Genomic DNA, 19866 nt, shown 5'->3' with positions numbered 1-19866 from the left:
AAGATCACACCCGAGCCGGGATGGCAGTTCACTTTCCGTTAACACTGCTGGTCGGACGCGCGGTCCGGACACGGAAACGCGGGTCGGAGAGGAAGCTCCTCCGACCCGCGTGTGGACTAGCTCCTGCCAGCCCATGGCGTTTAGATCTCCAAACTGGATAGCTGCGCGATGATGTGCGCGGCCAACGGCCCGAGTGTTGCCATCCCGTCGCGCACTGCAGCCCGGGACCCGGCGAGGTTCACCACCAGGGTGCTCCCAGACACGCCCGCGAGACCACGCGACAGCCCGGCGTCTGCGGTGCCCGCCGCGAGGCCGGATGCCCGCAGCGCCTCGGCGATGCCGAGAAGCTCTCGGTCGAGCAGATCGCGCGTCGCCTCCGGGGTGACATCGCGCGGCGTGACACCGGTACCACCGACCGAGATCACGAGATCGACGCCGCCGATGACGGCGGTGTTGAGCGCGTTGCGGATCTCGACCTCGTCGGAGGAGACCACGATGACGCCGTCGACGACGAATCCGGCCTCGCCGAGCAGTTCCGTGACAAGAGGCCCGCTGTGGTCCTCTTCATCGCCGTGGGCGGTGCGGTCGTCGACGACGACGACGAGAGCCCGGCCGACCAACGTGTGGGGCTGTTCCATGGGCACAACCGTATATGTCGGCACGGACAGCGGCGCAGCCACTCGAAGCGTCGGCCGTGGCGGCCCCTGGACCACCCTCACTGTGCGGCCTTACCCAAGGTCACGTCGACCGTCTGCGGCTTCCCGGAGGGGTCCAGATAGGTCAGCGTCACCTTGTCTCCGGGCGCCTTGGACCGCACCGCGGCGACGAGGGCATCAGCGCTGTCGATCACCCGGTCGTCGAGCTTGGTCACCGTCACCCCGGCGGGAAGTCCTGCCGAGGACGCCGCGCCGTTCGGGGTGACCTCGACGATCTTGGCCCCGTCTCCCCCGGCGTTGTTGCCCACCTGGACACCCAGCGACGCGCGCGTCGCGCTGCCCGTCTGGATCAGTTCGTCGGCGATCCGTTTGGCCTGGTCGACGGGGATCGCGAAGCCCAGACCGATCGAGCCACTCTGTGTTGCACCGGAATCGGCGCCCATGGTGGCGATGGCGGAGTTGATCCCGACCAGCTCACCGTTCATGTTGACCAGAGCGCCGCCGGAATTGCCGGGATTGATGGCCGCGTCGGTCTGGATCGCGTCGAGCACCGTGTTCTGGTTCTGCGCATCGCCTCCGGCCGCGACCGGGCGGTTCAGTGCACTGATGATGCCGGTGGTCACGGTGCCTTCCAGACCCAGCGGCGAGCCGATCGCCACCACATCCTGGCCGACCCGCAGATTCGCCGACGAGCCGATCGCGATCGGCGTCAGTCCGGAGACCCCTTTCGCGCGGACCACGGCGATGTCGCTGCCCGGATCGGTGCCCACGATGTCGAACGCAGCGGTGCGGCCGTCGGAGAACGTGACCTTGGTCTGCGGCCCACCGCCCGGCGCCGCCGCGGCGGCGACCACGTGGTTGTTGGTCAAAATCAGCCCGTCGGCGGAGAGGATGACACCCGAGCCCTCCTCGGACTGGCGGCCTTCGTTCACTTCGAGCTTGACCACACTCGGCACGACCTTCGCCGCGACCTGCTCCACCGAGCCATTGGGCACGCTGGCGGCGGGCTGGCTCGGCGCCGCGCCCGACGCGCTGAAGCCCGTCGAACTGTGGGCCGGGTGCACCAGCGTCGCGACACCACCGCCGATGCCCGCGGACACGATCGCTATGGCCACGGCTCCAGCGGCGAGACCTGTTGCGCGCGAACGCTTCTTGGGCGTCGGTGCGGCAGGCGGGAAACCGGGCCGCGGGTACGGGTTCGGCATCGGCGCCCCGGGGTAGGGATCGTAGGGCGAGCGATAGGCCTGCCGCTGCTGCTCCGTCGCGTACCGCCAATCCCAGCCGGGTTGCTGCTCATGGGATCCGGAGCGCACGGGGCCGACCTGACCTTGGGGCGCCTGGCCACCCATGCCGGGCTGCTGACCCGGATGCTGACCCGGTGAGTACCTCGGATGGTTGGTCATGTCGCTGCGGTGTCTTCCTCGAGTAGGGAATGGTGTACTTCGTCAACGAAGTGCGTGGCTCAAGAGTGCCCACCTGTGCTGAGAGTGCCCTGAGATTCACATCGGTACACGCCCAGATTCTGCCGGGCTCACCCGAACATCGTCGCTGGTGACACGCGTCACCGCGGGGATGACGAGTCGCGTGTCGCCGACCCCGTCTGGACCGGGGGACGCCCGGGCAGCACCATGTGCATCGAGGTCCCCGGTGGGTCACCGCCGTCGACGGTGTCGGTGACCAGCAGAGTTCCCCCATGCTTGGCCACCACCTGTTTGACGATCGCGAGGCCGAGCCCTGAGCCCGGCATAGCCCGCGCCGCAGTGGACCGGTAGAACCGCTCGAACACGAGATCCCGCTCGTGGGCCGGGATTCCCGGTCCGTTGTCGGATACCACCAGCGCGGCGTGGTTCGCGTCGATCTGCCTCAGCACTACGCCCACCCGACCGCCAGGAGGACTCCACTTGGCCGCGTTGTCGAGCAGGTTGAGGACTGCGCGGCCCAGCCCAGCCGTATCTCCGTACACCTGCCAGGGCGTGACGGTGACATCGAACTCGATGTCGTTGCGGCGGCGCCGAACTCGCTCGAGGGAGCGGTCGATCACGTCGGAGATGTCGACCACCTCGTGCACCACACGGCCGGCGTCCTCACGGGTGAGGTCGACCAGGTCACCGACCAGCGTGGACAATTCCTCGATCTGCCCCATCACGTCGGCCTGCAGATCGGCCATCTCGTCCTCCGGGATACGTGGTGCTCCCGGCCGCATCGACGCCATCAAGAGTTCGACGTTCGTGCGCAGCGAGGTCAACGGCGTACGCAACTCGTGTCCGGCGTCGGTGACCAATCTCGCCTGGCGATCGCGAGATTCGGCCAGCGCTCGCAGCATCATGTTGAAAGCCTCGGTGAGCCTAGCCAATTCGTCGTGACCGACCACCGGGATGGGTCGCAGATCGTCGGTGCGAGCCACGCGTTCGGCGGCCTGGGTCAGTCGAGCAACCGGCCGTAGGCCGGCGGTGGCCACCATCCCGCCGGCGATCGCGGCGATCGCCACTCCGATTCCGCCGACCCAGAACAGCACGGTTCCCAGCTTCTTGAGAAGGTCGCCGGTCGGTCCCAGGCTCTTCGACAGGATCAGCGACGACCCGTCGGAGAAATGGACGGCGAACACCCGCTGGTGCCCCACTGTCCGCAGCGAAATCCCCAAATTGCCTGCGATTACGGCCTTTTCGGGCTCCCCGATCGGGATGTTGTCCGACGTCTGATACCCGGCCCGGCCGGGGATCACCAGCCGTGCGTTCATGTCGGAGTATGCCGTCGCCTCGATGGCCTTGCCCGGGTCCATCTCCAGCGATCCGCTCTCCACCAGGAGCTGGGCCCGCTTGTACAACTGACTGTCGAGGTCGTCGTAGAGCGCTCGGGACACCACCGCGTACACCGCGACGCCCATCAGCACGACCGCCATCAACACCATCGACATCGCCAGCAGCATCACGCGCCAGCGCAGCGACACCGAGCTACCGGCCGGCTGTTGCGGGTGGGGCTGTCCCGGCCAGGCGACGTCGGGATGTGGCTGCATCAGGGCGGGGTCTCCCGCAGGACGTACCCGACTCCCCGCACCGTGTGGATGAGCCGCGGCTCGCCTTCGGCCTCGGTCTTGCGGCGCAGGTATCCGACGTAGACCTCGAGCGCGTTGCCCGACGTCGGGAAGTCGAAGCCCCACACTTCTTCGAGGATGCGGCTGCGCGTGAGCACCCGCCGAGGATTGGCGATCAGCATCTCGAGCAATGCGAACTCGGTGCGGGTGAGACTGATCGACCGCTCGCCTCGGGTGACCTCGCGGGTCACCGGATCCAGTGAGAGGTCGGCGAATGTCAGCGCGGCCGATTCACTCGAATCGTCGAGTGTGGTGCGGCGCAGCAGGGCCCGCATGCGCGCCAGCAACTCCTCGAGGGCGAAGGGCTTGGGCAGGTAGTCGTCGGCGCCGGCGTCGAGCCCGGCCACGCGTTCCGACACCGAGTCTCGCGCCGTCAGCACGAGGATCGGCAGATCGTCACCGGTGCTGCGGAGCTGGCGGCACACCTCGAGCCCGTCGAGGCGGGGCATCATCACGTCCAGCACGACAGCGTCGGGACGGTCGCTGGCGATCAGGTCGAGCGCTTCACGCCCGTCCTGAGCCAACTCCACGGAGTAGCCGTTGAAAGACAGGGAGCGGCGCAGCGATTCGCGGACCGCGCGGTCATCATCGACGACGAGTATGCGCACTGCCACAGTCTCGACTCCGTGTCTGAGAGAGTGCTGAGAGCCGCGCCGATGAAACCTGAATGTTTCCGATACGCGTCGTCGCGGTTAGCGGCGATCGAGATCGATCAGACCCAGGCGTGCGGCCTTGAGCAACCGCCGCGGCACCTTGCGCTGCTGACCTCCGACGGTCACGCCGACGAGTCCGGTGGCCGTGGCCTTCCACTGCGCGCGCCGGCTACGGGTGTTCGCACGCGACATCCTGCGCTTCGGGACAGCCATGATCGAGCTCCATCTGTGTTTCGGGGTGTCCGTCGGCTGACCGGCGAACATGAACCAGTACTGCCTGCAAGCCTGGGCGGACCGGACGCGGGCAATTGGACACCAGGATAGCCGGTGAGCTGGACGGGCTCCAAACCCCGCGGATGACCCGGCGGCGGAAACGCGGTCGGGTCTTGACGTGCTACCGCCGGTACCAAGTAACCTACCGGTTGGTTGGGCGCCCTGCCCGCCTGAGCGACGGGAGACTGCGTGACGCCGGTGTCGGACCGCGATCCCATCCGGATCGGGAACTGCTCGGGCTTCTACGGTGACCGGCTCTCGGCCATGCACGAGATGCTCACCGGGGGCGACGTCGACTACCTGACCGGCGATTATCTGGCCGAGCTGACCATGCTCATCCTGGGCCGCGACCGCATGAAGGATCCCGATCGCGGCTACGCCAAGACGTTCTTGCGGCAGCTCGAGGAGTGCCTCGGCCTCGCGGTGGACCGCGGTGTGCGCATCGTCGCGAACGCCGGCGGCCTCAACCCCGCGGGACTCGCCGCCGCTGTGCGCGCTCTCGCCGAGCGGCTGCAGATCACCGTCGCCGTCGCACACGTCGAGGGCGACGACCTCCTCACGCGCGCCGACGAGCTGGGATTCGGCCGACCCCTGACCGCGAACGCCTACCTGGGCGCCTGGGGCATCGCCGACTGCCTGAAAGCGGGCGCCGATGTCGTGGTGACAGGGCGCGTCACCGACGCGTCGGTGATCGTCGGCCCCGCGGCGGCGCACTTCGGCTGGAAGCGCGAGGACTACGACGCGATCGCCGGCGCGATCGCCGCGGGCCACATCATCGAGTGCGGCACCCAGGCCACCGGCGGCAACTACTCCTTCTTCACCGAGATCGCCGACATGGCGCGCCCCGGCTTCCCCATCGCCGAGATCCACGCCGACGGTTCGTCGGTCATCACCAAGCATCCGGGCACCGGCGGCGCCGTCACCGTCGGCACCGTCACCGCGCAGCTGCTCTACGAAATCGGCGGCGCCCGCTACGCGAACCCCGACGCCACGCTGCGGGTCGACTCGATCACGCTGACCGACGACGGGCCCGACCGTGTGCGCGTCAGCGGCGTCACCGGTGAACCTCCCCCGCCCACGCTGAAGGTCGGCCTCAACAGTCTCGGCGGCTTCCGCAACGAGATGACGTTCGTACTGACCGGACTCGACATCGAGGCCAAGGCTGCACTCGTGCGCCAGCAGCTCGAGACGAGCCTGACGGTGCGGCCGGCGGAGATGCAGTGGACTCTGGCCCGCACCGACCACGCCGATGCCGACACCGAACAGACCGCGAGCGCCCTGCTGAGCTGCGTGGCACGCGACCCCGACGCCGCAGCGGTGGGCCGCCGATTCTCCGCTGCCGCAGTCGAACTGGCCCTGGCCAGCTATCCCGGCTTCACCAGCACCACTCCGCCCGGCGACGGCCAGGTGTACGGCGTCTTCACCGCTGCTCACGTACCGGCCGAGCAGGTGCCTCACGTGGCCGTGCACGCCGACGGCACCCGGGTCGACATCGCACCCGCCGTGGACACCCTCGAGCTCGAGCCCGTGCCCGACGTCGAGGTACCCCAGCCGAGCGAGGCCGCCGCGACGCGGCGGGTGCCGCTGGGCACGATCGCGGGTGCCCGCAGCGGCGACAAGGGCGGCAGCGCCAACATCGGGGTCTGGGTGCGCGCCGGGACCAGCGGAGCGACGGGAGAAGCGGCAGATCGTGAATGGCGGTGGCTCGCATCCGCGCTGACCGTGGAGAAGCTACGCGAGCTGCTGCCGGAGGCGGCCGGACTCCCCGTGACCCGCCATCTGCTACCCAACCTGCGCGCCGTGAACTTCGTGATCGAAGACATCCTGGGTCAGGGCGTCGCGTCCGCGGCGCGTTTCGATCCGCAGGCCAAAGGCCTGGGTGAATGGCTGCGCAGCCGAACCATCGACATCCCCGAGGAGTTGTTGCCGTGAGCATCTGGACCACATCGGAACGCGAAGACCTCCGAAAGACGGTGCGCGCCTTCGCCGAACGCGAGGTGCTCCCCCACGTCGACGAGTGGGAACGCGTCGGCGAACTCCCCCGCGACCTGCACCGCAAGGCAGCCCAGGCCGGGCTGCTCGGCGCCGGCTTCCCCGAGACGGCCGGCGGCGAGGGCGGCGACGGCGCAGATGCGCTGCTCATCTGCGAAGAGATGCATCAGGCGGGGGCACCCGGCGGGGTGTTCGCCTCGCTGTTCACCTGCGGCATCGCGGTGCCCCACATGATCGCCTCCGGCGACGAGTACCTCATCGACACCTACGTGCGGCCGACGTTGCGGGGCGAGAAGATCGGCTCGCTGGCGATCACAGAACCGGGCGGCGGCTCCGACGTCGGGCACCTGACCACCCGCGCGGTCCGGGAGGGCGACGAGTTCGTCATCAACGGCGCCAAGACCTACATCACCTCCGGCGTACGCGCCGACTACGTGGTCACCGCCGCGCGCACGGGCGGGCCGGGGGCGGCGGGGGTGTCGCTGATCGTCGTGGACAAAGGCACACCCGGCTTCGAGGTCAGCCGCAAGCTCGACAAGATGGGCTGGCGGTCTTCCGACACCGCTGAACTCTCCTACACCGACGTCCGCGTGCCCGTGGCCAACCTCGTCGGCGCCGAGAACAGCGGCTTCTTCCAGATCGCCGCCGCATTCGTGTCCGAGCGCGTCGGCCTCGCCGGGCAGGCCTACGCCAGCGCGCAGCGGTGCCTCGACCTCACCGTCGAGTGGTGTCGCAACCGCGAGACCTTCGGCAAGCCGCTGATCGCGCGACAGTCGGTGCAGAACACGCTCGCCGAGATGGCGCGACGCGTCGACATCGCCCGGGTCTACACCCGCCACGTCGTGGAACGCCAGATCGCCGGCGAGTCGAACCTGATCACCGAGGTGTGTTTCGCCAAGAACACCGCAGTCGAGGCGGGCGAATGGGTCGCCAACCAGGCGGTGCAGCTGTTCGGCGGCATGGGGTACATGGCCGAGTCTGAGGTCGAACGCCAGTACCGCGACATGCGCATCCTCGGCATCGGCGGCGGCACCACCGAGATCCTGACCTCGCTGGCCGCCAAGTCGCTGGGCTTCCAAGCGTGACGCTGCGCTCGACGCTGGACCCTCGCTCCCCCGGGTACCGCGAGGCAGCCGACGCGATGACGATCAAGCTCGCCGAACTCGACGCCGAACACGCCAAGGCGCTGGCCGGTGGTGGTGAGAAGTACGTCAGCCGCCACCATGCCCGCGGCAAGATGACCGCGCGCGAACGGATCGAGGCTCTCGTCGACCCCGACTCCCCGTTCCTCGAGCTGAGTCCACTGGCCGCGTGGGGCACCGACTTCACGGTCGGCGCGAGCGTCGTCATCGGCATCGGAGCGGTCGAGGGCGTCGAATGCCTGATCGTCTCCAACGATCCGACCGTCAAGGGCGGCACCAGCAACCCGTGGACCCTGCGAAAGATTCTGCGCGGCAACCAGATCGCCCTGGAGAACCGGCTGCCGGTCATCTCCCTCGTGGAGTCGGGTGGCGCGGATCTGCCCACGCAGAAAGAGATCTTCATCCCCGGCGGGCAGATGTTCCGCGACCTGACCCGGCTCTCGGCGGCCGGTATCCCGACGATCGCCTTGGTGTTCGGCAACTCGACCGCGGGCGGCGCCTACATCCCCGGCATGAGCGATCACGTCGTGATGATCAAGGACCGCTCGAAGGTGTTCTTGGCCGGTCCTCCGCTGGTCAAGATGGCGACCGGGGAGGAGTCCGACGACGAGTCGCTCGGCGGGGCCGAGATGCACGCCCGCACATCGGGTCTCGCGGACTACTTCGCCGTCGACGAACTCGACGCGATGCGCATCGGCCGGCGGATCGTGGCGCGGCTCAACTGGCACAAGAAAGGTCCGGCGCCGAAGGCCTACACCGAGCCGGCGTTCGACTCCGAGGAACTACTCGGCATCGTGCCGCCGGATCTGCGTATCCCGTTCGACCCTCGCGAGGTGATCGCCCGCATCGTCGACGGCTCGGAGTTCGACGAGTTCAAACCGCTCTACGGCGGCTCGCTGGTGACCGGCTGGGCCACGCTGCACGGGTTCCCGCTCGGCATCCTCGCCAACGCGCGCGGGGTGCTGTTCAGCGAGGAGTCGCAGAAGGCCACGCAGTTCATCCAGCTGGCCAACCGCTCGAACACACCACTTCTGTTCTTGCACAACACCACCGGCTACATGGTGGGCAAGGCGTACGAAGAGGGCGGCATGATCAAGCACGGTTCGATGATGATCAACGCCGTCTCCAATTCGACTGTGCCGCACCTGTCACTGCTCATCGGCGCCTCCTACGGCGCAGGCCACTACGGCATGTGCGGGCGCGCCTACGACCCGCGTTTCCTGTTCGCCTGGCCGAGCGCGAAGTCGGCGGTCATGGGCGGCACCCAGTTGGCGGGCGTGCTGTCGATCGTGAGCCGGGCCGCGGCGCAGGCCCGCGGTCAGCAGATCGACGAGGCGGCCGATGCGGCACTGCGCGCGGCCGTCGAGGCGCAGATCGATGCCGAATCGCTGCCGATGTTCCTGTCGGGCCGGCTCTACGACGACGGCGTCATCGACCCGCGGGACACCCGCACCGTGTTGGGCATGTGCCTGTCGGCGATCGCCAACGCACCGATCGAGGGGACGTCGAACTTCGGCGTCTTCCGGATGTGATTTCGGCGTGTTCGCCGTCGCTGAGCGCAGACAACCACGCCGAAATCGCGAGGAGGGAGCAGCCATGATCACTCGCGTTCTGGTCGCCAACCGTGGCGAGATCGCCCGGCGGGTGTTCGCCACCTGCCGACGGCTGGGTATCGGTACCGTCGCCGTGTACACCGATCCCGACGCAGCGGCACCGCACGTCGCCGAAGCCGACGTCCGGGTCCGCCTCGAGGGCACCCGCGGCTACCTCGACACCGCCCAACTGATCGCAGCCGCGCGGGCCGCCGGCGCCGACGCCGTCCACCCCGGGTACGGATTCCTTTCGGAGAACCCCGACTTCGCGGCCGCCGTGATCGACGCGGGGCTGACGTGGATCGGGCCGCCCGTGGCCGCGGTGGCCGCGATGGGCTCCAAGATCGAAGCCAAGAAGATGATGGCCGCCGCCGGGGTTCCGGTGCTCGACGAGCTCGACCCGGACACGGTGACCGCCGACATGCTGCCGGTGCTGATCAAAGCGTCGGCCGGCGGTGGGGGCCGCGGCATGCGCGTGGTCCGCGAACTCGGCGAGCTGCCCGGGCAGGTCGAGGCCGCGCAACGCGAGGCGCAGTCCGCCTTCGGCGACCCCACCGTGTTCTGCGAGCGCTACCTCGACGCCGGTCATCACGTCGAGGTGCAGGTGATGGCCGATGCGCACGGCACGGTGTGGGCGGTCGGCGAGCGGGAGTGCTCGATCCAGCGCCGACATCAGAAGATCATCGAAGAGGCGCCCTCCCCGCTGGTGGAACGCACTCCGGGCATGCGGGACAAGCTGTTCGAGGCGGCCCGGCTGGCCGCCACCGCGATCGGGTACACCGGCGCGGGCACCGTCGAGTTCATGGCCTCTGATGGGGGAGACTTCTTCTTCCTCGAGATGAACACCCGCCTGCAGGTGGAACACCCCGTCACCGAGCTCACGTCGGGCGTGGACCTGGTGGAGTTGCAGCTGTCGGTCGCCGACGGTGCGGCGCTGGACGCGCAGCCGCCCGCCTCGTCCGGTTCGTCGATCGAAGCACGGCTCTACGCCGAGGATCCCGCCAAGAACTGGCAGCCCCAAGCCGGCACCGTCCATCGTTTCGACGTGCCCACGGCGGTCGAGCATTTCGAGCTGCTCGACCGGGCGGGGGTGCGTCTGGACTCCGGGGTGGGCGACGGCTCGGTGATCTCGGTGTTCTACGACCCGATGATCGCGAAGGTCATCTCGTGGGCACCCACCCGGGAGCGGGCCGCAGCGCTGCTGGCCGATGCACTGACCCGCACCCGGCTGCACGGTGTGCGCACCAACCGCGACCTGCTGGTCAACGTGCTGCGCCACCCGGCGTTCCGCAGCGGCGCCACAGACACGGCGTTCTTCGACACCCATGGCCTTGCCGAGCTTGCCGCACCAGTGGCCGACAGTGCGACGGTCGAGCTGTCGGCGATCGCCGCCGCGTTGGCCGAGGCGGCGGACAACCGCAGCACAGCAACGGTTTTCGCGGGGGTCCCGAGTGGGTGGCGCAATCTCGCGTCGGGCTGGCAGACCAAGGGCTACCTCAACGACGACGGCGAGACCCACGAAGTGGCGTACCGCTTCACCCGCGACGGCGTGCGCGTGGCCGACCGCGACGACGTGACGCTGGTGACCGCGACGCCCGCGCAGACAGTGCTCAACGTCGCCGGCGTGGACCGCCCGTTCGCGGTGGCGCGCCACGGTGACGATGTGTACGTCGACTCCCCCACCGCAGCGGTGCATCTGGTCGCGCTGCCACGGTTCCCCGATCCGGCCGACGCCGTCGCACACGGGTCGCTGCTCGCGCCGATGCCGGGTTCGGTGCTGCGCGTCGGGGCAAATGTCGGCGACACCGTCACCGCGGGCCAGCCGCTGGTGTGGCTCGAGGCGATGAAGATGGAGCACACCATCGCCGCACCGGCCGACGGTGTGTTGGCCGAACTCAACGTCACCGCGGGAACGCAGGTGGAAGTGGGCGCCGTACTGGCGCGTGTCGATTCAGGAGAGGCGTGATGACCGGATTCGTCGAGACCGAGGAACAGCAGGCCCTGCGCAAGGCGGTCGGCGCGATGGCCGCCAACTACGGGCAGGACTACTACCTGGAGAAGGCCCGCGCGGGTCAGCACACCGATGAGCTGTGGGCTGAGGCCGGCCGACTCGGCTTCATCGGGGTGAACCTGCCCGAGGAGTACGGCGGCGGCGGTGCAGGCATGTACGAGCTGAGCCTGGTCATGGAGGAGATGGCCGCGGCGGGGTCCGCCCTGCTGATGATGGTGGTCTCGCCGGCGATCAACGGGACGATCATCGCCAAGTACGGCACCGAGGAGCAGAAGCAGCGCTGGCTCCCCGGCATCGCCGACGGCACGGTCACGATGGCGTTCGCGATCACCGAGCCCGATGCCGGCTCCAACTCGCACCGCATCACCACGACCGCACGCCGGGACGGCAGCGACTGGATCCTGTCCGGCCAGAAGGTGTACATCTCCGGCGTCGACCAGGCCCAGGCCGTGCTCGTCGTGGGCCGCACCGCCGACCACAAGACGGGCAATCTGAAGCCCGCCCTGTTCGTCGTTCCGACGGACACCCCCGGCATGAGCTGGACGAAGATCGACATGGAGATCGTCAGCCCGGAGAACCAGTTCCAGCTGTTCTTCGACGAGGTCCGACTGCCCGCCGACGCCCTGGTCGGCTCGGAGGACGCCGCGATCGCCCAGCTTTTCGCGGGACTGAACCCCGAACGCATCATGGGTGCAGCGAGTGCGGTCGGCATGGGACGGTTCGCCCTGGAGAAGGCCACCTCGTACGTCAAGACGCGGCAGGTGTGGAAGACGCCGATCGGTGCGCACCAGGGCATCTCGCATCCCCTGGCGCAGAACCACATCGAGGTCGAACTGGCCAAGCTGATGATGCAGAAGGCCGCCGCGCTGTACGACGCGGGCGACGACGCCGGCGCCGCCGAGGCGGCCAATATGGCCAAGTACGCCGCCGGTGAGGCGTCGGTGCGCGCCGTCGACCAGGCGGTGCAGTGCCTCGGCGGCAACGGTCTGACCAAGGAGTACGGCATCGCCTCGGTTTTGACGGCGTCGCGGCTCGCCCGGATCGCGCCGGTCAGCCGCGAGATGGTGCTCAACTTCATCGCACAGACCTCGCTCGGGCTCCCCCGGTCCTACTGATGGGGGATCTTGTCACCTACGACCGCGCCGGCGCGGTGGCTCGGCTGACCCTCGACTCACCGCACAACCGCAACGCGCTGTCGGCAGCGTTGGTCGCGCAGGTGCACGAGGGCCTCGAGCGGGCGGCGGCCGACCCTGACGTCCGGGTCGTCGTGCTCGGACACACGGGCGGGACGTTCTGCGCCGGCGCCGACCTCGCCGAGGCCGCCGGCCGGGATCCCTCCGAGCTGGCCGTCGACCGGGCGCGGGAGATGACGCAGCTGCTGCGCCGCATCCTCACCTGCCCGCTTCCTGTCATCGCGGCTGTCGACGGCCATGTCCGCGCCGGTGGGCTCGGGCTGATCGGAGCCTGCGACATCGTGGTGGCGGGCACAGCGAGCACGTTCGCGCTGACCGAGGCCCGCATCGGGGTGGCACCGTCGATCATCTCGTTGACGCTGCTGCCGAAGATGACGGCGCGTGCTGCCGGCCGCTACTTCGTCACGGGCGAGAAGTTCGGCGCGGCAGAAGCCGCACAGATGGGCCTGGTCACCCTCGCTGCAGCCGACGTCGCCGCCGCTGTCGACGACCTCACGGCGGCGATCGCGCAGGGCTCACCCCAGGGCCTGGCCGAGTCGAAGGCACTGACCACGGCCGCCATTCTCGACGAGTTCGATCGGCGGGCGGAGGCCCTCACCCAACGCTCGGCGGAGCTGTTCGTCTCCGACGAGGCCCGCGAGGGCATACTCGCGTTCCTGGAGAAGCGAAAGCCCCGCTGGGTCGGCTGACTCCTCACAGTTTGGCCACGGGTCTTGCATGTATCGCTGATCGTCGTAGCCTGGGTGGCAATGTTGGGACGTAGCAGGAGACGCCGATGAGCAGCCCCGCGTCGCGGAGCCGTTCGATGCGAGCTGCCGACACCGATCGCATTCAGGTCGCGCAGCTGCTGACCGATGCCGCCGCATCGGGCACGATCGGCGTGAGCGAGTACGAATCCCGGTTGGCCAGGGCGTACGCGGCGCAGACCTGCGATGAGCTGGACCGGTTGTCGGCCGACCTCCCCGGCGCGATCACCCGCGGACGCAGCGGCACCTGCCGCCCGGCCCCGTCGAGCACCTTGCTCGCGATCCTGTCGGGCTACGAGCGCCGCGGTCGGTGGAACGTGCCGAAGCGGCTGACCACCTTCGCGCTGTGGGGCGGCGGTGTCGTCGACCTGCGCTACGCCGACTTCACCGCTCACGATGTCGAGATACGGATCTACACGATCATGGGTGGGCAGACCATCCTGGTTCCCCCGGAGGTGAACGTCGACCTGCGCGGGGTGTCGGTGATGGGCAGCTTCGACCACAGCATCGAGGGCGAGGGCGCGCCGGGCGCGCCCTGCGTGCGGATCTCCGGGTTCGCGCTGTGGGGCAGCGTCACCGTCAAGCGGAAGAAGCGCAAGGCCGCCTGAGAGTCAGCGCCGCCGCTTGGACCCCAGGTAGTCGCCGACCACCGCGGCACCGAGCCCGTCGAGGTCCGGCACCACCACGCGACCACCCACCCGTCGGGCCACCTGATCGATGAACCGCGCGAGACCTGGGTCGCTCCCCAGCCGGAAGATCGTCACCTGCGCGCCGAGTCGCGCGACCTCGTCGAAGCCCTTCACGGTGTGCCCGATGGTCCGCGGGTGCGGCGGGTAGTCAAAGAACACAGCGGGACTGCCGTTGCGATCGAAGTCCTCGAGGTGTGCGGTCGGCTCACCGTCGGTGACGACGAGCACGACGGGCTGCGCGTTCGGATGCCTGCGCAGATGCCGAGTCGCCAGGGCCAGCGCGTGGTGCAGATTGGTGCCCTGTTCGTAGACGCCCTCCAACCCGGTCAGTTCGGCGGCGGTCACGGTGCGGGCATAGCGGCCGAACGCGACGATCTGCAGCGCGTCGGACCGGAACCGGGTACTGACGAGGTGGTTGAGGGCGAGCGCGGTGCGCTTCATCGGCAGCCACCTGTTCTCCATCACCATCGAGAACGAGGTGTCCACCAGCAGCGCCACCGCGGCCTGGGTGCGCATCTCGGTCTCGGAGATCTCGACGTCGTCGACCGTGATGCCGATGGCTCCCGTGCGCTCACCCGTGCCGGCTTCTCTGAGAACAGCGTTCGTCAGCGTCCGGGTGACGTTCCACGGTTCGGTGTCGCCGAACTGCCAGGGCCGCGTCGCACCGGTGAGCTCACCGGCCGCACCGGCCCGCCGCGTGTCCCGTTCGCCGTGCCGGCCCGAGAGTTGTTGCGCCACATCGCGCAGCGCGGTCTGCCCGAGCTGACGCATCGCCTTGGGCGAGAGCCGCCACTGCCCGTCGGCGCCGCGGTCGAGGAAGCCCTGATTCATCAGCGCGCGTTCCAGTTCGGCCAGCGTGCGCGCGTTCACGGCGGCCTCGTCGCCGAGCTGACGGGCCAGCATGTCGAGGTCGACGTCGTCCATCGTGGCGCCCGAATAGCTCTGGGAAAGCTGCTCGGCGAGCTGCTCGAGCTCGGCGATGTCGGCCAGCGCCTGCGCACCCTCGCCCATCCCCAGCGGGTCGTCGCCGGAGAAGCGTTCCGAGCCGTTCCAGTCCTCCCCCGGGCGCGCGGCCTGCAGATGCGCGTCGAGCCGGTCCAAGGCGTTCATCAACGATGGCGAGCCGAACGCCTGCTGCGCCAACGAATCGAGCTCAGCGCGCTGCTGTTCCGACAGGCTGTTGCGGAAGCGCTGCGCGGCCGCGGCCCGCTTGGCCAGGGAATCGAGCAGCTCGTCGATGTTGCGCGGGTTCTCGGGAAAGAACTCGCCGTGCTTGTCCATGAAGTTCTCGAAATCCTGCTGGTCATCCTCGCCTTTGGCGTGTTTGTCCAGCAGGTCGTTCAGGTCGTCGAGCATGTCGTTGACGCGCTGGCGATCCTCGTCGGTGGCGTTCTCGAGCGCCTGCTTCATTCCGGCGAACCGCTGATCGAGCATCTCACGGCCCATCAGGTCCTTGATCTGCTCGTACTTCTCCCGCGCCTCCGGGGAGCGCCAGCCGTACTCGGAAAGCTCCTGGACAGCTTTGGCGGGTGACGGTGACAGCGAATCCAGCTGCAACTCACCGAATCTCGCGTCGTCATCGAGCGCGCGGGCCAGCTCTTTGCGTTCGGCGAGCACGGCCTCGTCGAGCAGCTTCTTGATGTCGGCCAGGGTGCCGTCGAGGTTGTTGCGCTGCAACAGTTCCCGACGCCGGCGGTTCGCCTCTGCGGCCAGCTTGTCCGCGCCCGGCATGTTCTTCGACCCGCGGCGCAGCAGTTCCTGCAGTGCACGTCGCGGCGACGTCCCCTCCATGACGTCCTGACCGATGGCCTCCAGCGCCTCGCGCAGGTCGACCGGAGGGGCCAGCGGGTCCGGCCCGCCGGTGTATCGCGAGTACCGCGAAAGTCTCTTAACCACTGCCGCACTCCTCACCGCGGCTCGTCCCTCGCCGCTTTATCGTCGTACGGCGGTCACCCATAGATGGTTTCGCCCTCTCCGGACACCTTGTCGATGCGCTTGGCCAGGTACAGCGCCTCGAGCGCCAACTCGATCGCCGCCGCCCGCTGACCATCCGTGGACGCCTCGAGGCGGCGCTGGATCTCCGCGACGGCGGGGACCTCGGGTAGTGCGGCGAGCACCTCGCGCGCCGATACCCGCTCCCCCGTCGTGACGGGCGAGCCGTTCTCGACCGCGGTGACGATCGGGCCGACATCGATACCGCCGAGCAGCCGCTGCGCGGTCTCGGCCGTGGCTCGCCGAAGCAGGTGTTCGAGCACCGCCTGCTCGCGGCCTTCCTCCCCGGATTCGAACTCCAATTTCCCGCGCAGCACGTCGATCACGGTGCCGAGGTCGACCACGCGTGCCACCGGGTCTTGTTCACCGAGCAGCGCCCCGCGGTGGCGGGCGGATGCGGCCACGGTTTCCGCCGCGGCGATCGCGAATCGTGCCGAGACACCGGAGCGCTGGTCGATCGCTGTCGATTCACGCAGGGCACGCGCGAACCGGGCGAGGATGGCCATCAGATACGGCGGCACCTCGGCGGCCAGGTGCGCCTCCTGGGTGATGACGCCGACCTCGGCGTCGAGCTCGAGCGGGTAGTGCGTGCGGATCTCCGCGCCGAAGCGGTCCTTGAGCGGGGTGATGATCCGACCGCGGTTCGTGTAGTCCTCCGGGTTGGCACTGGCCACGACGAGGACGTCGAGCGGGAGCCGCAGGGTGTAGCCGCGGACCTGGATGTCGCGCTCCTCCATCACGTTGAGCATCGCGACCTGGATGCGCTCGGCGAGGTCGGGCAGCTCGTTGATCGCGACGATGCCGCGATGGGCGCGTGGGATCAGGCCGTAGGCGATGGTCTCGGGATCGCCGAGGCTGCGACCCTCGGCCACCTTGATCGGATCGATGTCGCCGACGAGATCGGCCACGCTGGTGTCGGGGGTGGCGAGCTTCTCGGTGTAGCGCTCGCTGCGGTGCCGCCAGGCGATCGGTAGATCGTCACCGGAATCAGCGGCCCGCCGGATCGACTCCGGGGTGATGGGGCTGTACGGGTGCTCACCCAGTTCCGCGCCGGCGATCACCGGCGTCCACTCGTCGAGCAGTCCGCTCAGCGCCCGCAGCAACCGCGTCTTGCCCTGCCCGCGCTCCCCCAGCAGCACCATGTCGTGGCCGGCGATCAGTGCCCGTTCCAGCTGCGGGATGACCGTGTCGTCGAAGCCGAGGATGCCCGGCCAGATCTGTTCGGCGGTGGCCCCCGAGCTCAAGGCGGCCAGCAGGTTCTCCCGGATCTCGGCCTTGACGCTGCGCTCCTGATGCCCGGAGGCGCGCAGCTCGCCGACGGTGCGGGGCAGGTCGTTAGGTGATGTCACCACTCCACGCTACGACTGTTCTCCGCGAGCGGGCGTGTCTGTACGCAACACACCGCTTCACGCAGGCATTTTGCGCCCGCTCACCGTGATCGTCAGTGCGCGAAGTGACGCGCCCCGGTCAGGTAGAGCGTGATCCCGGCCTCCGCGGCAGCCGCCGTCACCTCGTCGTCGCGCATCGAACCGCCCGGATGCACCACGGCCGTCACGCCGGCCTGCGTCAGCGTCTGCAGTCCGTCGGGAAACGGGAAGAACGCGTCGGAGGCTGCGACGGCCCCCTGCGTGCGATCCCCGGCCCGCTCCACCGCCAGCCGCGCCGCGTCGACCCGGTTCACCTGACCCATGCCGACGCCGACGGTCGCGCCGTCCTTGGTGATGACGATCGCGTTCGACTTGACCGCACGGCAGGTGCGCCACGCGAACACCAGATCGGCGAGGACCGCCGGATCCGCCGGCGTGCCGGTGGCCAGCGTCCAGTTCGCCGGATCGTCGCCCGAGGCGTCCACCGCGTCGCGCTGCTGCACCAGCAGACCGCCGCTCACCTGCCGGAACTCGGTTCCCCCTGGCTGCGGCTCCGACGCGACCAGGATGCGGATGTTCTTCTTTCCGCGCAGCACCTCCACGGCACCGGGCTCGTACGCGGGCGCCACGATGACCTCGGTGAAGATCCCCGCGACGGTCTCGGCCATCTCGACGCTGACCTCGGTGTTGGTGGCGATCACGCCGCCGAACGCCGACAGCGGGTCGCATTCGTGGGCCTTGCGGTGCGCGTCGGCCACCGACACAGACGACACCGCGATGCCACAGGGGTTGGCGTGCTTGATGATCGCCACGCAGATGTCCTCGTGGTCGAATGCCGCCCGCCAGGCGGCATCGGCATCGGTGTAGTTGTTGTACGACATCTCCTTGCCGTGCAACTGTTCTGCCTGCGCCAGACCCGGCCAGCCACCGTCATCGCTGTACAGAGCCGCCTGCTGGTGCGGGTTCTCGCCGTACCGCAGGACCGCGGTGCGCCGGAATGTCGCCCCGAACCACGGCGGCAGAGAGGCCGCGCCGGCCTCGGTGTCAGCCTCGGGGGCCAGGACGGTTTCCATCCACGAGGCCACTGCGACGTCGTACTCGGCGGTGTGACGGAAAGCCAACGACGCCAGCTTCTTCCGCTCGGCGAGCGTGAACCCGCCGGCACGCACGGCGGCCAGGACTCCGTCGTACCCCAGCGGCTCGACGACGACAGCGACGCTGGGATGGTTCTTCGCCGCAGCGCGCACCATCGACGGGCCGCCGATGTCGATCTGTTCCACACACTCGTCGACACCGGCCCCGGAGTTCACCGTCTGCGTGAAGGGGTACAGGTTCACCACGACGAGCTCGAAGGCCTCGACGCCCAGGTCCGCCAGCGCCGAAACATGTTCGGGTTTGCGCTGATCGGCCAGCAGGCCGGCGTGGACACGGGGATGCAGCGTCTTCACGCGCCCGTCGAGCACCTCGGGGAAGCCGGTCACATCCTCCACCGGGGTCACCGGAACACCGGCGTCGGCAATGGTTTTCGCCGTCGAGCCGGTCGAGACGATGCTGACCCCGGCCTCGTGCAGACCCTGGGCCAGCGGCACCAGCCCGGTCTTGTCGTACACGCTGATCAGGGCGCGGCGGATACGTCGCCTGCCGTCGCTGTCGGTCATCCTATGGTCGCCTTTCGTCCCGTCCAGGTGACGCCGCGGGTGGCCAGCGCCGCCAGGACATCCACCAGAAGCTCTCGTTCGATCACCTTGATCCGTTCGTGCAGCGTGGCCTCGTCGTCGCCGTCGAGCACGGACACCGCCTGCTGCGCGACGATCGGGCCGGTGTCGGTGCCCGCGTCGACGAGGTGCACGGTGCACCCGGTGACGCGGACGCCGTAGGCGAGCGCATCGGCAACGGCGTGTGCGCCGGGAAACGCGGGCAGCAGCGCCGGATGGGTGTTGACCACCCGCCCTGGGAAGTGCGAAAGGAATTCCAGGCCAAGGATTTTCATGAAGCCCGCCGATACGACCAGATCAGGCTGGTGCGCTGCCGTCGCCGCGGTGATCGCGGCGTCCCATGCGGCGCGGTCGGGATGGGCGCGCAGCGGCACGGTGAACGTCGGGATCGCGGCCCGCTCGGCGATCTGCAGAGCCGGGCAGTCGCGGTCGGTGCCGACGGCGACGACGCGCGCGGGGTACTCGTCGACCGCGGCCTCGAGCAGCGACGCGAGCAGGGAGCCGGTGCCAGAAGCCAGGACCACGAGCCGCGACGGCACACTCGGGGGGACCCGGACCGGTGGCTGCACGGCTGGAAGCCTAGTGGGTGGTGCCGTCGCGGTCCGAACGCATGTCGTCGTCGGCGACGAAATGATCCTCGGGATCTGCGAAGTCTTCGATGTCTGCGGGCCCGAACGCCTCGCGTACCGGCTTCTGCTGGCCCCGAGGTTCAGCCGCGGGTTCGGCGGGGGGCTCGGAGACGGGTGGCTCGGGG

At 69.0% G+C, this 19866-nt stretch carries 16 protein-coding genes; 7 read left to right on the top strand and 9 right to left on the bottom strand.

The window, feature by feature from the left end; genetic code table 11:
* Nucleotides 1–140: 140 nt before the first annotated feature.
* The 5 genes from DMB80_RS08955 to rpmF form a co-directional block, all read right to left on the bottom strand.
* The gene (locus DMB80_RS08955; protein ID WP_162938460.1) at nucleotides 141–638 is read right to left on the bottom strand and encodes a MogA/MoaB family molybdenum cofactor biosynthesis protein; all 498 of its coding nucleotides are present in this window, start codon (nucleotides 636–638) and stop codon (nucleotides 141–143) included.
* A 77-nt stretch (nucleotides 639–715) separates the two neighbouring features.
* Nucleotides 716–2059, bottom strand: a complete 1344-nt coding sequence (locus tag DMB80_RS08950) for a S1C family serine protease (protein ID WP_111509532.1) — start codon at nucleotides 2057–2059, stop codon at nucleotides 716–718.
* 158 nt (nucleotides 2060–2217) lie between these two features.
* Nucleotides 2218–3669: a HAMP domain-containing sensor histidine kinase gene (locus DMB80_RS08945; protein WP_111509531.1), complete on the bottom strand. Its 1452-nt coding sequence runs from the start codon at nucleotides 3667–3669 to the stop codon at nucleotides 2218–2220.
* On the bottom strand, nucleotides 3669–4355 hold the full coding sequence (locus tag DMB80_RS08940) for a response regulator transcription factor (protein WP_046361906.1): 687 nt from the start codon (nucleotides 4353–4355) through the stop codon (nucleotides 3669–3671). The genes DMB80_RS08945 and DMB80_RS08940 overlap by 1 nt, the downstream gene beginning before the upstream one ends.
* 84 nt (nucleotides 4356–4439) lie before the next feature.
* Entirely contained in the window at nucleotides 4440–4613 is a 174-nt protein-coding gene (gene rpmF / locus DMB80_RS08935) for a 50S ribosomal protein L32 (protein WP_046361907.1), read from the bottom strand.
* 276 nt (nucleotides 4614–4889) lie between these two features.
* Here rpmF and DMB80_RS08930 point away from each other — a divergent pair, with 276 nt between their 5' ends.
* The 7 genes from DMB80_RS08930 (at nucleotide 4890) to DMB80_RS08900 (ending at nucleotide 13957) form a co-directional block, all read left to right on the top strand.
* On the top strand, nucleotides 4890–6605 hold the full coding sequence (locus DMB80_RS08930) for an acyclic terpene utilization AtuA family protein (RefSeq protein WP_240431098.1): 1716 nt from the start codon (nucleotides 4890–4892) through the stop codon (nucleotides 6603–6605).
* Nucleotides 6602–7750 (top strand): acyl-CoA dehydrogenase family protein, encoded by a 1149-nt coding sequence (locus DMB80_RS08925; protein WP_111509530.1) that lies wholly within the window; start codon nucleotides 6602–6604, stop codon nucleotides 7748–7750. The genes DMB80_RS08930 and DMB80_RS08925 overlap by 4 nt, the downstream gene beginning before the upstream one ends.
* A gap of 56 nt (nucleotides 7751–7806) precedes the next feature.
* A complete protein-coding gene (locus tag DMB80_RS08920; RefSeq protein ID WP_240431097.1) occupies nucleotides 7807–9339 on the top strand; it encodes an acyl-CoA carboxylase subunit beta in 1533 nt (510 codons plus the stop codon).
* A gap of 64 nt (nucleotides 9340–9403) precedes the next feature.
* Complete coding sequence (locus DMB80_RS08915; protein ID WP_111509528.1) at nucleotides 9404–11365, top strand: acetyl/propionyl/methylcrotonyl-CoA carboxylase subunit alpha; 1962 nt, start codon at nucleotides 9404–9406, stop codon at nucleotides 11363–11365.
* Complete coding sequence (locus tag DMB80_RS08910; RefSeq protein WP_046361893.1) at nucleotides 11365–12525, top strand: acyl-CoA dehydrogenase family protein; 1161 nt, start codon at nucleotides 11365–11367, stop codon at nucleotides 12523–12525. The genes DMB80_RS08915 and DMB80_RS08910 overlap by 1 nt, the downstream gene beginning before the upstream one ends.
* The gene (locus DMB80_RS08905) at nucleotides 12525–13292 is read left to right on the top strand and encodes an enoyl-CoA hydratase family protein (RefSeq protein ID WP_111509527.1); all 768 of its coding nucleotides are present in this window, start codon (nucleotides 12525–12527) and stop codon (nucleotides 13290–13292) included. The genes DMB80_RS08910 and DMB80_RS08905 overlap by 1 nt, the downstream gene beginning before the upstream one ends.
* A gap of 86 nt (nucleotides 13293–13378) precedes the next feature.
* Nucleotides 13379–13957: a DUF1707 SHOCT-like domain-containing protein gene (locus DMB80_RS08900; RefSeq protein ID WP_046361895.1), complete on the top strand. Its 579-nt coding sequence runs from the start codon at nucleotides 13379–13381 to the stop codon at nucleotides 13955–13957.
* 3 nt (nucleotides 13958–13960) lie between these two features.
* Here the strand turns inward: DMB80_RS08900 and DMB80_RS08895 are convergent, their stop codons facing one another.
* The 4 genes from DMB80_RS08895 to purN form a co-directional block, all read right to left on the bottom strand.
* Nucleotides 13961–15934 (bottom strand): vWA domain-containing protein, encoded by a 1974-nt coding sequence (locus DMB80_RS08895; protein WP_205538597.1) that lies wholly within the window; start codon nucleotides 15932–15934, stop codon nucleotides 13961–13963.
* 53 nt (nucleotides 15935–15987) lie between these two features.
* Nucleotides 15988–17379 carry a sigma 54-interacting transcriptional regulator gene (locus tag DMB80_RS08890; RefSeq protein WP_048424022.1) on the bottom strand — a complete coding sequence of 464 codons (1392 nt, stop codon included), beginning with the start codon at nucleotides 17377–17379 and terminating at the stop codon, nucleotides 15988–15990.
* A 92-nt stretch (nucleotides 17380–17471) separates the two neighbouring features.
* Complete coding sequence (purH, locus tag DMB80_RS08885) at nucleotides 17472–19055, bottom strand: bifunctional phosphoribosylaminoimidazolecarboxamide formyltransferase/IMP cyclohydrolase (protein ID WP_111509525.1); 1584 nt, start codon at nucleotides 19053–19055, stop codon at nucleotides 17472–17474.
* Nucleotides 19052–19681 (bottom strand): phosphoribosylglycinamide formyltransferase, encoded by a 630-nt coding sequence (gene purN / locus DMB80_RS08880; RefSeq protein ID WP_111509524.1) that lies wholly within the window; start codon nucleotides 19679–19681, stop codon nucleotides 19052–19054. The genes purH and purN overlap by 4 nt, the downstream gene beginning before the upstream one ends.
* Between the last annotated feature and the right edge of the window lie 185 nt (nucleotides 19682–19866).

It is taken from the genome of Mycobacterium kyogaense, from assembly GCF_003254575.1.
Taxonomy (GTDB): domain Bacteria; phylum Actinomycetota; class Actinomycetes; order Mycobacteriales; family Mycobacteriaceae; genus Mycobacterium; species Mycobacterium kyogaense.
The sequence above is the reverse complement of the archived record's forward strand: the minus strand, read 5'-3'. Positions and strand labels throughout refer to the sequence as shown.